Annotated in this window: 12 protein-coding genes; all 12 read left to right on the forward strand. The window is 36.0% G+C overall.

The window, feature by feature from the left end; translation table 11 throughout:
* Window positions 1–15: 15 nt before the first annotated feature.
* The gene (locus LF20184_RS01860) at window positions 16–504 is read left to right on the forward strand and encodes a hypothetical protein (RefSeq protein WP_010021072.1); all 489 of its coding nucleotides are present in this window, start codon (window positions 16–18) and stop codon (window positions 502–504) included.
* Window positions 504–1,322, forward strand: coding sequence for an ATP-binding cassette domain-containing protein (locus LF20184_RS01865; protein ID WP_010021070.1), 819 nt, complete (start codon window positions 504–506; stop codon window positions 1,320–1,322). Before LF20184_RS01860 ends, LF20184_RS01865 begins: the two co-directional genes overlap by 1 nt.
* Window positions 1,312–1,989, forward strand: coding sequence for a hypothetical protein (locus tag LF20184_RS01870; protein WP_010021069.1), 678 nt, complete (start codon window positions 1,312–1,314; stop codon window positions 1,987–1,989). The genes LF20184_RS01865 and LF20184_RS01870 overlap by 11 nt, the downstream gene beginning before the upstream one ends.
* Before the next feature lie 60 nt (window positions 1,990–2,049).
* The gene (locus LF20184_RS01875; protein ID WP_010021067.1) at window positions 2,050–2,574 is read left to right on the forward strand and encodes a GNAT family N-acetyltransferase; all 525 of its coding nucleotides are present in this window, start codon (window positions 2,050–2,052) and stop codon (window positions 2,572–2,574) included.
* A gap of 116 nt (window positions 2,575–2,690) precedes the next feature.
* Window positions 2,691–3,860 carry a metallophosphoesterase family protein gene (locus tag LF20184_RS01880; RefSeq protein ID WP_010021066.1) on the forward strand — a complete coding sequence of 390 codons (1,170 nt, stop codon included), beginning with the start codon at window positions 2,691–2,693 and terminating at the stop codon, window positions 3,858–3,860.
* 14 nt (window positions 3,861–3,874) lie between these two features.
* Window positions 3,875–5,794 (forward strand): asparagine synthase (glutamine-hydrolyzing), encoded by a 1,920-nt coding sequence (asnB, locus tag LF20184_RS01885; RefSeq protein ID WP_010021065.1) that lies wholly within the window; start codon window positions 3,875–3,877, stop codon window positions 5,792–5,794.
* A gap of 650 nt (window positions 5,795–6,444) precedes the next feature.
* Window positions 6,445–7,608 carry a BspA family leucine-rich repeat surface protein gene (locus tag LF20184_RS01890; protein ID WP_268869557.1) on the forward strand — a complete coding sequence of 388 codons (1,164 nt, stop codon included), beginning with the start codon at window positions 6,445–6,447 and terminating at the stop codon, window positions 7,606–7,608.
* Window positions 7,609–8,020: 412 nt separating this feature from the next.
* Window positions 8,021–9,241 carry a carboxylate--amine ligase gene (locus LF20184_RS01895; protein ID WP_050783105.1) on the forward strand — a complete coding sequence of 407 codons (1,221 nt, stop codon included), beginning with the start codon at window positions 8,021–8,023 and terminating at the stop codon, window positions 9,239–9,241.
* 15 nt (window positions 9,242–9,256) lie between these two features.
* Window positions 9,257–9,721 carry a universal stress protein gene (locus tag LF20184_RS01900; protein WP_010021062.1) on the forward strand — a complete coding sequence of 155 codons (465 nt, stop codon included), beginning with the start codon at window positions 9,257–9,259 and terminating at the stop codon, window positions 9,719–9,721.
* Window positions 9,722–10,163: 442 nt separating this feature from the next.
* Window positions 10,164–12,101, forward strand: coding sequence for a M13 family metallopeptidase (locus LF20184_RS01905; protein ID WP_010021060.1), 1,938 nt, complete (start codon window positions 10,164–10,166; stop codon window positions 12,099–12,101).
* A 125-nt stretch (window positions 12,102–12,226) separates the two neighbouring features.
* Entirely contained in the window at window positions 12,227–12,928 is a 702-nt protein-coding gene (locus LF20184_RS01910) for an ABC transporter ATP-binding protein (protein ID WP_010021058.1), read from the forward strand.
* Window positions 12,929–12,938: 10 nt separating this feature from the next.
* Entirely contained in the window at window positions 12,939–15,464 is a 2,526-nt protein-coding gene (locus tag LF20184_RS01915; RefSeq protein ID WP_010021057.1) for an ABC transporter permease, read from the forward strand.
* Window positions 15,465–15,466: the final 2 nt, after the last annotated feature.

Below are 15,466 nucleotides of genomic sequence, written 5' to 3' on the forward strand. Positions count from 1 at the left end.
AGACGGAGGATAATTATGAATTCTGAAACTATTAGCACTTTAGCCGACTGGCTTTATACAAACAGAAACAAAATTGAAGATAAATCAGAAAAGTTCGATGCACAAAAAGTTTACGATATTTTGGACTCACTAGAAGTTTTGAGAAAGCCTATCAAAGAATATTTTGATATGACTGAAGATGACTACTATCAAAATGAATCTGATCATCGTTTAACATTACAAAACCCTGATCAAAAGCTAAGTGAATTGCACGATCGCGTACAAGTAAATCATGTTGATGGTTCACTTGAAGGACACGACATCAATTTTACCTACAATCATGAAGACCCATATGCAGAAAAAGAATATCAAGTTAAGACTGATATCAATTTGGTCAACTATTCTTCTACTGTTATTGGTGCTGTTTATGACAATACTATCGTCGCCGATGTAAGAAATTCTATTTCTAAAGATGCAATCCTATCAATCGGATTAGCAGCTCACGCTATTGAGGAATGGCAATAATGAAATTAATATCAGTCAATGACTTGTCATTGCAAATTGAGGGCTACTTTGCATTTAAGCATGTAGCTTTTTCTTTATCTCAAAACGAAGCAATAGGTATCAATGGCGATAATGGTAGTGGTAAAACACAGCTTTTAGAAGCAATCGTGAACAATAAAACACCAGATAGCGGAACAATCGAGTATACTCCGGGTGTCAGAATCGGTTATTTGCCTCAAGAAAATCCACAGATAGTTGAACAGACTACCGGTAAATATTTGGAAGATATGAGACGTCTATCTAAGAATTTGGCCGTTCGTAAAGATCAGCTTCAAGGTATGATCACTTTTATGGGATTAAGTCCTTATTTAGATACGCCGGTCAATCAATTGTCACTTGGTTTAAAAAGGCAAATAGATTTTTTGTCAGCCGTGGCAGGTCATCCTAATGTTTTGATTTTAGATGAACCCTTCGCATTTCAAAGTGAAAAAACTGTCCAAAAAATGTTAGATTTAATAATGGATTTAAAGGACAATAATTCGGGGATTATTTTGTCAGCGACGCAATTTGATAAAAAGATTGCCGCAAAGTTTGATCAACTCTACTTATTAGATGGCGATTTGAAGACCACTTCGAAAAAAGCTGAACCAATGGGCTTGTTAGTTTTTAAGGTTAATCCAAATTCGATGGCGATTACTTCAGATATTGAGAATTTTTTAGTTGCTAACCAAAATAATCAAGTTGAATTAGAGGTACCTTTGAAATTACGTCAAAGCATTTTGGACAAGATGACACGATTAAATTATCAATTCGAAGGGATGAGGAAAATTGAAAGTTAGAATTCTGTTAAAAAGTTACTTGCAGTTGTATTTTCAAAACTTTTTATATTTAACAATATTATTTTCAATTATTTCATTTGGTTTGTTGGCCAATCATCTGTTAGAAATTGGTAATTTGAAAAAATTTAGTTTATTGTTAATAGCAATGTTTCTCTTGTCACTTTTTTCGACCATGAATCTCTATTACAATGACAGTCAGCAGAACAAATATTTGAAACAAAAAATCAATAGCTTTTGGGCTGATTGGTTGAGTCAATTGTTAGTCGCAGTCATAACGAATTTGTTTTCGAGTATTTTGATTTTTATCTTCAGTTTGCTTTTAAATGATAATGTTCTTTCAGATATTGTTGGGATACTAAGTCTCTTTAGCGTTGGCTTTTTGGGGAGTGGAATTGCAACGCTGTTTCAAACTCAATGGCATAATCATTCTACGATTGGCCAAATTGGTGTCTTAATATTTACTTACTTAGCATTTTCTGGCAGTGTTGTCGGTATTTTGACTGCAGCGGAGTGGCTATTACCTCCTTTATCAAAAATAATAATAACTTTACAAACTACTTCTTCAATAACGAAACTTCTATCAGTAGTAGGACAAACGTTATTGTATGCAATGATTCTATTTTTTATAAGCGGATTGATTTATAAAAAAACTAGAAAAAGCGCATAAAAGTATTGCAATGTTATAGTAAATTCTGTTTTAATACTCTGATGAACAAGGAGGATTTTTATGAGTAACGTTTTTTTGCGCCAAGCTAAACTTGATGATCTACCAAGAATCATTGATATTATTGACAGTGCTAAGAAGACCTTAAAGGACCGAGGCGTCGATCAATGGCAACAAGGTTATCCAAATGAAGAAATCCTTGAACAAGACATCCAAGAAGGTATCAGTTTTGTTCTATTATTAAATGGTCGTGTCGTAGGGAGTGCAGCCTTACAACAAGGTTATGATAAGAATTACCAAGATATGAACTCTGGATCATGGGATGACGACTCCGATGTGACATATTCAATCATTCATCGAATCGCAATCGAAGCAGATCATCAAGGAGAGCATCTCAGTGCAGCCTTGATTCAACAATTGATGACGATGTCTTACTATTTGGGATATCGCGATGTGAGAATCGATACTCATCCTGACAATTTAGTAATGCAACACATCATTACTAGTAACGGTTTTGAAGAAAAAGGTACAATTACGATGGACGAAGATAAAGGTGTCAGATTGGCATATCAAATTCTTTTGAATTAAGCGTCGAAAGATTATTTTTCGTATATTTGATATATAATTGAACCATAATTAACCATCGTTAAGATGGTTTTTTTAATATATTTTTCCAAGGTATTGGATATTAGGAGAATGAGAAATTGAAATTTAATAATGTTGCTAGAAGGGTTCTTTCACCTAGACCTTCAGAATTCATTTCAACTCAAACAGAAAACTTTTTGAGAAGATTAAAACCAAGACCATTTGTCGTTGATTATATTGAAGGTGTTTATAAAAATAATGTCTTGCCAAATGTTAACGATAATACAGTGACAATTTCTGTTCTAACTGATACTCATGCCAAAGCCGTCGTCAGTGCTTCTTATTATGGAATCAATGGCATGAGGCATATAATTGAGGCGAATCAAGTCAGCAATGATGTGGGAGTCGATCTCAATGTTCATTTGGGCGATTTGATGGATGGTAGCGACAAGCCCGAGATCAGCCGTGGACTGTTGAAGTTTGCAGTTGAGAATTACCAAGCTAGCAAGCCACCATTTTTTATCGTTGAGGGTAACCATGATGAAAATGACAAGTATGATGAACATCGTTTTTTCAAGTCAGCATCATTTCACCGAGATGATTATGATTCACTAGTAACAAAGTACGATTTTGAACAATCTGAGATTCTACGTTTGAATCCCGTTTCTAGAGTGGGTTGGTTCGATAAGGGCGATGTACGAATCGTCTTCATCGACACCAGTGATATTCCTTATATTCTTAGTAATGGTTCTAAGAAATATGACTTTAAGAAAGTTCGAGGGGTCAGAGAGCAACAATTAGAGGATTTGACCACCGTTTTGCAAAGAACTGTCGACAAACACGTAGTTGTGATGGGACATGCTAATATCATTAGTCCTTCTGGACGCAGTGCTTTGAATTTTAACGGTGACCTGGTTCAAAAGTTATTAGTCGCTTTCAATAACAAAGAAACTGGACAATTAAAAAATGAATTAACAGGAGATTTTGGAGTAAATATTCGCTATGATTTCTCTGCTACCGGCATTTCTAAGGTAACAACATATATTTGTGGTCATATGCATTATGAAAAAAACTACAAAGTTTCTGAAATTAATCATATAATATTAAATTGTTCGGCCCTTATGGGAAAGAAACACGGACTAACAACTGACTATAACAAGAAATGGGACAGACGATATAATGAAATTTCTGAATTATCAGGGTATTTCATTAATATCGACCCGAACAAACTACGCTTACAGATTTTTGGTTACGGAGCCGCAACAAGGTATGTAAGCTTTGAAATATAAGGGAGAATTATTTTATGTGTGGAATTGTCGGATTCGTTGATAAGAATATTGCAGACAAGAAGCCTGTCATCGAAGCTATGATGGAAACGATCAAGCATCGTGGTCCAAATAGTTCGGGTGAATTGGTTGAAGGTGATACGGCGTTTGGTTTTCGTCGTTTGAGTATCATCGATATTAACAGTGGTATGCAACCTATTTATAACGAAGATAGATCTAAAGCTATTATTTTTAATGGTGAAATTTATAATTATAAAGATGTAAGAAAAGATTTAAAGAAAGCTGGACATATTTTCACTACTGAAACTGATACTGAAGTTTTACTACACGGTTTTGAAGAATGGGGCATTGAGGGCCTCTTGAAGAGAATCCGTGGTATGTTTGCCTTTGCCATTTACGATTTGAAGACTGGTGATATTACTGGTGCTAGAGATTTCTTTGGTATCAAGCCACTTTATTATTACAATCGTGAAGGTACATTTATTTTTGGTTCAGAAATCAAGTCTTTCTTGAAAGAACCTAACTTTAAAAAAGAATTAAATAAAGCTGCTTTGAAGCCATATTTAACTTTCCAATATTCAGCTTTGCATGAAACATTCTTTAAGAACGTCTTCAGAATTCCTGAAGGTCACTACTTTACATACAAGAATGGCAAGTTGAGCATCAAGAAGTATTGGGATATGGAATTCAAAGAGAATCATTTGTCATTTGAAGAAACAGTTAAGAGAATTGATCGCGCAATGCATGAATCAGTTGAAGAACACTCAATCAGTGATGTGCCAGTAGGTTCATTGCTTTCCAGTGGTGTGGATTCAAGTTACGTTACCGCAATTTTGAAACCACAACATACTTATTCAATTGATTTTGATACAAGTACTTATGAAGAAGGTAGTGCTGCTAAATTATTGGCAGACAAACTAGGCCTTGAAAATACACGTGGTATCGTAACTAAGGAAGAAGCTATCAAGTCTATTCCTTTGATTCAATATTACATGGATGAACCAGATGCCAATCCATCATGTGTACCACTTTACTTCCTAACTAAGTTAGCTAGTCGAGATGTTACGGTAATCCTATCTGGTGAAGGTGCGGATGAATTGTTTGCCGGCTATGCCAATTATGGATTCCACTCACATTCTAAAGCTATCAGAGTTGTTGCTGAAGATTTGAAGAAATTGCCTAAGGGTGTGAAATACAAGTTAGCTCATGGACTAAAGAAGATGCCAAACTTCCCAGGACGTTTGCACTTGTATGAATCAACAGCCAAAGCCGAAGAATTCTTTATCGGACAAGCTAAGATCTTCACTGAAAAAGAAGCAGCTGATCTAGTTAAACCAGAATTTGAAAAATCACGTTCCGTTAAAGACATTGTTATGAGAAGCTACAACAAAGTTAGTGGCTATGATGATGAAGTTAAGAAGATGCAATATCTTGATCTTCACCAATTCATGTCAAATGACATCTTGTTGAAAGCTGATCGTATGAGTATGGCTAATTCAATGGAATTACGTGTACCATTCCTAGATAAAGAAATGGCTAAAGTAGCTTCAGGTATTCCTACGAAGTATCTTTTGAACAGTAAAGATAGTAAGTATGCTTTGCGTGTCGCTGCTGAACGTGCTCTACCAGACGAATGGGCTAAACGTGAAAAACTAGGCTTCCCAGTTCCAATTCGTGACTGGATCAAGACTAAAGAAGTTTATGAAGATTTCCGTAAGTTGTTCAGTGCTGATTTTGCTGGTGAATTCTTCGATCAAGATGCTATTTTGAAGATGCTTGATGGTTGTTATCGTGGTGAAAACGATGACCGTCGTAAGGTTTGGACAATTTACACGTTCTTGATTTGGTACAAGGTTTACTTCATCGACAATGGTAAGAAACCAGATGTTGATCCACAAGTTGTTGTACCTGGAGAAAAAGTCGAACAAAACGCTTAGTCGTAAATTGCCGTCCTCCATAGCAAAGAAAATTTGGCTGGAACAATGTGGGCACGACTTGGAGCCTTTGCTAAGCCCAAGTTCGGGCAAAGTCTTCAAGCTCGACCTTTCACTAGGCAATAAATTGCCAAGAGAAATTTCACATTTGAGCCAATTTTCTTTGCTATTCCGGACTAGATAGTGAGTTTTATCTTTGTATAAGTAACTTCAGAAAAATTAATAGAAGATATTATTAGAATTGCAGTATAGTGCTGTGGTTCCAATATTATCTTCTTTTTTTATGGTGTCACAAAGAAATAAAATAGTTATTCAGAAAGCATGTGTCTAATTCTATCCAAATAGAAATTGAAATCTAGTCGGGAGCAAAAGCTCTGTGATGGCTCAGTCGCCAAATTATTCTTAGCAATTTATTGCTTAGAATAAGACCCAGCTTTGAAATGCCGCGCACTTGGTCCATGCGGTAGTTCAAAGTGGCGTCGGCAACGTTCCAGCCAATCACAGAGCTTTTGTGGACGACGGCAGTTCACCACTACCATCATCACAATCTCTCAATATTAAGAAATAATAAAAATATTACTAAAAATAATCTAAAGTTTTAACAATTTGGTATAGTGTAATCGTTAATTTTAATTTGGAAGTGGTTTCAGGGGATTCCAAAATTAGAAAATGGGGGAGGAAATATGGATACTAGTCAAGTTAAGAATATGAGTCAAATGTTTTTGAATTGCCATTCTCTAAAAAAATTAGATTTATCCAGTTTTAAGACCAAACAAGTCCAAGATATGTCCCAAATGTTTAGTGGCTGTCGCGACTTGAAAGAATTAAATATTTCCAGCTTTGATACTAGCAAAGTCACTGATATGCAAGGTATGTTCAGTGGCTGTGAAACTTTGGAAGAATTAGATCTATCGAATTTTGATACAACTAATGTCAAAGATATGACAGACATGTTCAAATCTTCAGATGAATTGAAATCAATTAAGTTTGGTGACAAATTTGTGGTTCCCAACCAACCACGAGATTTGAAAATGCCAGAAAAAACTTGGATCGACATCGGGACGGGAACTAGAGATAACCCTAAACCTACTGTTGACGGCATTAATTCCAGTGAACTATTGAGTAAGGCTGATAAAGGCAGATGGATCGTAAAGCCGGATGAAGAATATCATGGTACGATGACGGTAAAAATCAATAACAATCTCAGCAATGATTTGATTGTTGAAGTACCAACTGATATCCAACCAGAATTTGTCGGTAGCACTTTCGAATTGCCAGTCCCACAAAAGACAGGCTATAAGACTGCCAAAAAGACAATCCAAGTCATGGCATTGAAGGATAAGCTTTCTAGTAAAGATGTCGTTACTTATACGCCAGTGAAAACCAAGGTTCAAACCCAAGGAATGGTTGAAGATTTCAATGAGGAAATAACTGTTTATCCGGACCTTAAGCAAGCTCAAATCTTTGATGATAACGAAGAATTGACTGATGATAAGAGTTTCGTTGGTGGCAGTACTTGGTTGAGTAAAAAACTTTGGGTAATTGATGGACAAAAATACTATCAAGCTGATGATCACAAGTGGATCAAAGCTACTGAAGTTTTTGAATGCAAAAAAATCGATGCGACTTTGCAAACGAAAGATGTCGTTATCACTAGTTTGGTCGATTGCCGCATGGACACATTGACTAACCGTGGCTTGGGTGCCTTGAGTACTTGGAAAGCGCAAAACATTGCTTATTTGAATCATCACAAGTATTATCAAATTGACGAAAACGAGTTTGTTGATGCCGAAAAAGTCGACGTTGTTAACCAATAATAATTAAAATAGCATCTACTTGAACGTGACCAATCTAGGCCTTGTATTTGAGTAGGTGCCATTTTTTTACAAATCATGTTAAGATAACGCATGTATGACGGATACAAATAAATTAATATCGGCGTTATGACGTTACTATAGATGAAATTTTTATGCCAAATGTCGATATTAGTTTAAAATATCACAAAATCAATTTAAGACCGTGGTTGAGCTGTTTGTTCTCAATTATTTAAGAAAAGAATAAGCCTGAATAATTAAATGTATAAGCTTGTCTCGTTGTGATAAATTGATTATGGTATAATTTTGTTTGAAATGTGTGAAAAATTAAAAATAGAATTAATATAGTAAGAGGTTGATCCCTATCGAAACTGAATCAGGAAAAAAGTTCACACCTATCTTATTAGGTAGTGACATGAATGTTTACGGAATGGCTCGTGCTTTCCATGAACTATATGGGGGCACTGTTAAGGCCTATGCCGATATCCAATTGGCACCTACAAGATATACAAAAATCTTAAGCTTAACTCTTCACCCAGGATTTTCTGAAGACCCTGTTTTTATTGAAAAAATGCGTGAGATTGCTAAAGAGTACCAAGACCATGAAGAACCAGTTATTTTGATTGGTTGCGGGGACGGTTATGCGGAACTTATTAGCAAGCATAAAGAAGAATTATCTAAGACTTTTGTCTGCCCATATGTCGATTACGATTTATTAAAATCATTAAATAATAAAGAAAGTTTTTATCGTGTTGCGGATGAACATGGTTTGCCACATCCACTCACAAAAATCATCACTAAAGATATGTATGAAAGCAAGAAGGACTTAGATGTTCCTTTTGATTTCCCAGTGGCTTTGAAGCCAGCTAATAGTGTTGAATGGTTGGATATTCATTTTGAAGGTCGTAAAAAGGCTTTCACAATTCACTCTCAAGAGGAATATATGAGTATCGTAGGTAAGATTTATGATAATGGTTATAAATCTGACTTGATCCTTCAAGACTTTATTCCCGGTGATGATTCCAACATGCGTGTTTTGAATGCCTATGTTGATCAAGACCACCATGTGAAGATGATGTGTCTAGGACACCCTATTTTGGAAGATCCTACACCACAATCAATCGGTAACTATGTGGCTATCATCCCCGAATTTAATCAAGATGTTTATGACCGTGTTCAAAAGTTCCTTGAAGATATCGAATTCACAGGCTATGCTAACTTTGATATGAAGTATGACTCTCGTGATAAGACTTTCAAGTTCTTTGAAATCAACTTACGTCAAGGTAGAAGTAGTTTCTTCGTTACTTTGAATGGTTATAATTTAGCTAAGTACGTTGTTGAAGATTACGTTGAAGGAACTTTGGAAAATGAACCAACAGTTTATGCCAACAAAAACAAAGCTCAACACAAATTATGGTTGGGTGTTCCAGTTAAAGTCTTTAACAAGTACGCTGCCAAAAACGATGCTACTAAGTATGCCGATGAATTGATCAAACAAGACCGTATCGGGACAACAGTTTTCTATGACAAAGATAAGTCATTCAAACGTTGGTTATTATTGACTTACATGTTCCACAACTATGTAAAGAGATTCGACAAGTACTTCCAAGAAAATAAAGGACGAGACTTTAAATAACTGGAGGAATTATAGATGGATGAATTAAGAGATTACAAAGTTGAAAGAGTAGACTATTCCAGAATCATGATTTGCGTGGATTCAGATGATTTTGTTTCATCAAAGAATGCTTTTAACTATGCATGTACTATGGCAAGACACCACAGTTCAGAATTAGGAATCGTATCAGTCTTGGAAACAGGCGACCTAAACATCTTTCAATCTCTAGATCCAGATGTATTGAAAGATCGTCGTGAACAAATCAAAAAGTTATTAGCCGTCTATGGCAAAAAGGCTCAAGAATATGGAGTTAAAGATATTCATTTGATGGTAACTGAAGGAAATCCAGCAAGTACTATCGTGGATGAAGTAATTCCTAGTTTTAAGCCAGACTTAGTTATTGTTGGTGTTGAAGAAAAGAATCGTGGTCGTAATACCATTGGTTCTCAAGCTTCTAAAATTGTCAGCAACGCTAAGTGTTCGGTTAGTGTAATCAGATAGTTTTATAAAAATGAATAACAAGTAGTGGACATATCAATCAGATAGTCCACTATTTTTTGGATAAACATAATTTTTTTAATAGAATCTAAAGAGTGATATAGTATTCCTTAAAAATAAAAATTCTTTCTAAGCGATGGTTAGTAGTAAATTGCTGTCACTACCGACTAGATAACGTCTTTTATTTTTTACTTCGTTAGTAATTAAAAAATAAAACCACTATCTAGTCTGGAATAGCAAAGAAAATTGGCTCAAATGTGAAATTTCTCTTGGCAATTTATTGCCTAGTGAAAGGTCGAGCTTGAAGACTTTGCCCGGTTTTGGTCTTAGCAAAGGCTCCAAGTCGTGCCCACATTGTTCCAGCCAAATTTTCTTTGCTATGGAGGACGGAATATTACATCAAATAAGAGAGAATTAAAAATAATGGCGGTGAATTATATTGTTAATGAGTAAAGTTATCGGTGGCGCAGGGGATATGATTGATGCTAAACCAGCCGATTATAAAGATAATTTGTACTTGGCTGTCAATGGTGCTTGGCAAGAAAATGCTAAGATTCCAGCCGATAAGTCACGTACAGGTGGATTTATGGACCTTGATGAGGGTGTTGAAAAGTCATTAATGAAAGACTTCCATGAATTTGCAAACGATGAAAATAAAATTCCAGATGAATTGATGTTGCAAGCAGTGAAATTGTATCGTTTGGCTAACAATGTTGATCATTTGAGCAAATTTCATCAACAACCAATTCTAAAAGATATGCAAAGAATCAATGATTTGGAAAGTTTGGCTGATATTAGTAAAGATATTGCTTCACTTTCTAAAAATGGTTTCCCATTGCCAATCGATATCGGTGTTGAAGCTGATATGAAAGACACTTCTAAGAATGTCGTTTGCGTTGCCGGTGCTGGTTTGATTTTGCCTGACAAGACTTATTATGACGAGGGTAATGAATCCGGAAAAGCTTTGTTGGCTAAGTACGGTGAAGTTGCTGGACGTTTGCTTTCAATGATTGGCTACAAGTTAGAGGATGCTAAAGAAATCGTTGAAAAGGCTTTGGCTTTTGATAAGTCATTAGTTCCAATCGTAAAGAGTTCTGAAGAATGGGCTGACTATACTAAAGTTTACAATCCAATGGACTTCGATGAATTCGTAAAGAAATCTGACAAATTGGACTTGAAGAGTTTAGTAGTTGATCAAATCAATGACACACCAAAGAAAGTTATCATTGAAGAACCAAGATATTTGGACAATTTGAACAAATTAGTTAACGATGATACTTTTGAAAATATCAAGGCTTGGATGATGGTCAAATTCTTAACTAAGAATGCCTCAATCCTTGATGAAGAATTCCGTCAAACAATCGGCGAATACAATCTAGCTTTGAGCGGTGCTAAAGAACTTCAAAACAGAACTAAGTATGCTTATAACTTCGCTGCTGGTATTTTCTCACAAGTTGTCGGTACTTATTACGGTAAGAAATATTTCGGTGAAAAGGCCAAAGAAGACGTTCGCAGCATGGTTGAAAAGATGATTTCAATTTACGAACAACGTCTTTCAGAAAACACTTGGTTAAGTGAAGATACTAAGAAAAAGGCTATCGTCAAACTAGATAAGATTGTTATCAAAGTTGGTTTCCCTGACAAGATTGACGACCTTTACAGTAAATTTGAAATTAATGAAAATGATTCATTGTACGATAACGTTTCTCGCATTAGAAAAGTTGTCGCTCAAGATGCGTTAGATCAATATCATAAGCCAGTCGACCGTACTAAATGGTTGATGCCAGGACATATGGTTAACGCTTGTTACGATCCATCAAGAAATGACATCACTTTCCCAGCTGCAATTTTACAAGCACCATTTTACAGTTTGGACCAAACAAGCAGTGAAAACTTCGGTGGAATCGGTGCCGTTATCGCCCATGAAATTTCTCATGCCTTTGATAACAACGGTGCTCAATTCGACGAATACGGTAATATGAATAACTGGTGGACTGAAGACGACTACGCTAAGTTCAAGGAATTAACTAAGAAGATGATTGAAGAATTCGATGGTATTCCTTACGCTGGTAGTAAAGTTAACGGAACTCTAGTTGTCAGTGAAAACGTAGCCGATGTTGGTGGACTTCGTTGTGCCCTTGAAGCTGCTAAAAAAGAAAGCGACTTTGACGTGAAGAAATTCTTCATTAACTGGGCTCGTGTTTGGAGAAACAAGTCAACTAAGCAATTAACAGAAATGTTCTTGTCAATTGACGTTCATTCACCAGCACCACTTCGTGCTAACGTAATGGCACAAAACATGGATGAATTCTACGATGCCTTTGATGTAACTGATCAAGATGGTATGTGGTTAGATCCAGATAAACGTGTAAATATTTGGTAGAAATAATTTAAAGGCAAGCTTCTGAAAAGGAAGTTTGCTTTTTTTATGAATTAATTTATATGTTTTTACCTTAATGATGTATTCGTTTTCCTTTATAATATTATTATCGAGGAAAGGTGAGGATAATGGCATATATTGAAGTCAGGAACGAATCGAAGCGATACCAAATGGGAGAGACGACTATTTATGCGAACAATAATCTCTCCTTTGATGTTGAACGAGGAAAATTAACAGTTATTCTAGGGCCTAGTGGTGCTGGTAAATCGACTGTTTTAAATATTTTAGGTGGAATGGATACACCAAGTGAGGGTCAAGTTATCATTGATGGGACTGATATTGCCCAATTCTCTGAACGGGAGTTGACGACTTATCGCCGCAATGATGTTGGCTTTATTTTTCAATTTTATAACTTGATACCTAATTTAACGACCAAGGAAAATGTGGAACTAGCCTCAGCTATTGTTAAAGATGCTCTGGATGCATCCGAAACTTTGCGAGCAGTCGGCTTGGGAGATCGAATCGATAACTTTCCTTCCCAATTATCTGGTGGAGAACAACAACGTGTGGCTATCGCTAGAGCTTTGGCCAAAAATCCAAAATTGTTGCTCTGTGACGAACCAACTGGAGCATTAGACTATCAAACTGGTAAGCAAGTTTTGACTTTGTTGCAAAATGCCAGTTATTTGGATAACAAAACCGTTATCGTCATCACTCACAATTCAGCTTTGGCAAAGATGGCTGATCGGGTCATTCGCATTCACGATGCTAAAGTTCAATCAATTGAAGATAATCCTTATCCTATGCCTGTCAAAGACATTGAATGGTAGGTGATTGGAAATGAAACCACTATCCAAAAATATGATTCAAGAAATCAAACAATCAAAAGGACGCTTTATCGCTATCATTTTGATTATCATGCTAGGTGTGCTGATTTTCGTTGGTGTTAAAGCCGCTGGACCTAGTTTGAATGATTCTTTGAATAAGACAGTTGCGGACAAGAATTTATCAGATATTCAAGTCCTGTCGACGACTGGTTTTGATCAGACAGACATTGATCTAGCCAAAAAAGTTCCTGGAGCTCAAGTTGAAGCAACTAAATTCAAGTACGTTATCGGTGGCAAAAGTAAAGTAGCTGTGGCTTTGTATGGCTATGACGAAAATGCCAAACAAAATCAATTGATCATGCGTAGCGGTCGTTTACCTAAAAACAGCAATGAAATTGTTTTAGATAAGAACGCCAAGAACAAATATGATTACAAAATAGGGCAAAAATTTAAATTTGCTAGTGATGCGGGATTAAAAAAGCGCTCCTATAAGATTGTTGGTTTCGCCGATTCGCCCCAATATATCGACAATCAATCGCGTGGTTCGACAAATATCGCTGACGGACAAGTGCAGTTGTTTGCTTATGTGCCACAGAACCAATTAGATATGGCTGTTGGAACGATGTTGAATTTGCATTTTAATTCGTTAAAGGATAAGAATACCTTCAGCAAATCTTATAAAAAAGCTGTTAATAAAAAATTGGAAATATTAAAGCAGGAATTTAAAGGGCGTGCTAATCAACGAACAAATGAGGTTGCTGGGGACTATTTACAACAAGTCGACAGTCAAAAACAACAGTTAGAGCCTTTAAAAGCAGCTGATCCTCAAGCCTATAGTGAACAGCTGGCTAAATTAAATTCTGCTAGTATCAAAGTTTTGAAACAATCTAAGACTTCGTATACTTGGCAAACGCGTAAAGATTTAGCGGGATTTTCAGCTTATGGAGAAAGTTCTGATCGAATTGCGGCTATTGCCAATGTTTTCCCAGTTTTCTTCTTCTTAATTGCAGCTTTGATTACCTTTACTACGATTACGAGAATGGTCGAAGAAGCTCGGAGTGAAATCGGTACGTTCAAAGCTCTCGGTTATACTAAATGGGAAATTTCCCGTAATTATTATTACTATGCAATTTCAGCTGGTTTAATTGGGGCAATGTTAGGTTCAGTCATTGGTAACGAAACGCTGCCACGAATCGTTTTAGCCTTGTATAAGCAATATATCGCCTTAGATTGGGTCGTGGACTTGCAGTGGATAGTCATTTTGATTGCAACGATTTTCTCATTATTAGCAACATTCGGTGCTGCAATTATCGTTATCAAAAAGGAATTAGTTGCTGGTCCAGCCGCTTTGATGCGTCCTAAGAGTCCTAAATCTGCCAAAAAGATTTTATTGGAACGAATCAAGCCACTTTGGAACCATTTGAGTTTCAATAGTAAGGTTAGTTATCGTAATTTATTTAGGTTCAAGTCGAGAATGTTTATGACGATTATTGGAATTGCTGGTGGAACGGCTTTAATTTTAACTGGTTTTGGAATTCAGAATTCAATTTCAGCCAGTGGCAATCGTCAGTATTCAGAGATATTTGATTACCAAGCAGTTGTGAAGTTAAACGATAATAATAATTTGAGCAAAGTTAGAAAGATTTTGAACCAAAATGATCAGTATTTGAATAGTACCGTCATCAATTCTACGACCGCTAAATTAAAAGCTAATAAACAGCAAGTTAATGACGTTAATGTTTATACGCCTAAATCGATCAAAGATTTTGATAAGTACGTTCATTTGGGAACAGATTTGCAGAAGCATCAAGTTGTTCTCTCCAAGAAGACGGCTCAATTACTAGAAGTAAAGAAGGGTGACACAGTTCATCTCAATGTGACGAATGGTAAAAAAGTTACGGTCAAAGTTAAAGCTATCACGCAAAACTTTATCGGACATTTTATTTATCTCAGTCCCGACATGTATCAAACGACTTTTGGCAAACAAGCCTCTGGCAATACTTTGTTGCTACACTTGAAGTCACAAACTAAGGGTCAGCGTAAGAATCTGGCTAATAAATTGTTAGATTCTGGTGAAGTCATGGGGACTAGTTATACGCATGATGTCTTGAGTACAGTTTCAAAAATGTCATCATCTTTGAAGCCAATTATTTTGATTTTCGTTCTCTTGTCAGGGATTTTGTCGTTTGTTGTTTTGTATAATTTAACCAACATAAATGTTTCTGAAAGAATCAGAGAATTATCGACAATCAAGGTCCTAGGCTTTTATAATAATGAAGTGACGATGTACATTGTGCGTGAGAATATCATTTTGACAATCGTCGGCATCATTGTTGGCTATGGCGTTGGGAACTTGTTGACAGCTTATATTTTGAATCAAGCGGCCACTGAACAAGTTATTTTCCCATTGACTATCAGTTGGTTTGGATATTTAGTTGCTACGTTATTGATGATTGTCTTTACAGCAATTGTCATGCTAGTAACGCACAAGAAATTACAGCACATTGATATGATTGGTGCATTGAAATCTAATGAATGATT

The organism is Companilactobacillus farciminis KCTC 3681 = DSM 20184 (assembly GCF_002706745.1).
Lineage (GTDB): Bacteria > Bacillota > Bacilli > Lactobacillales > Lactobacillaceae > Companilactobacillus > Companilactobacillus farciminis.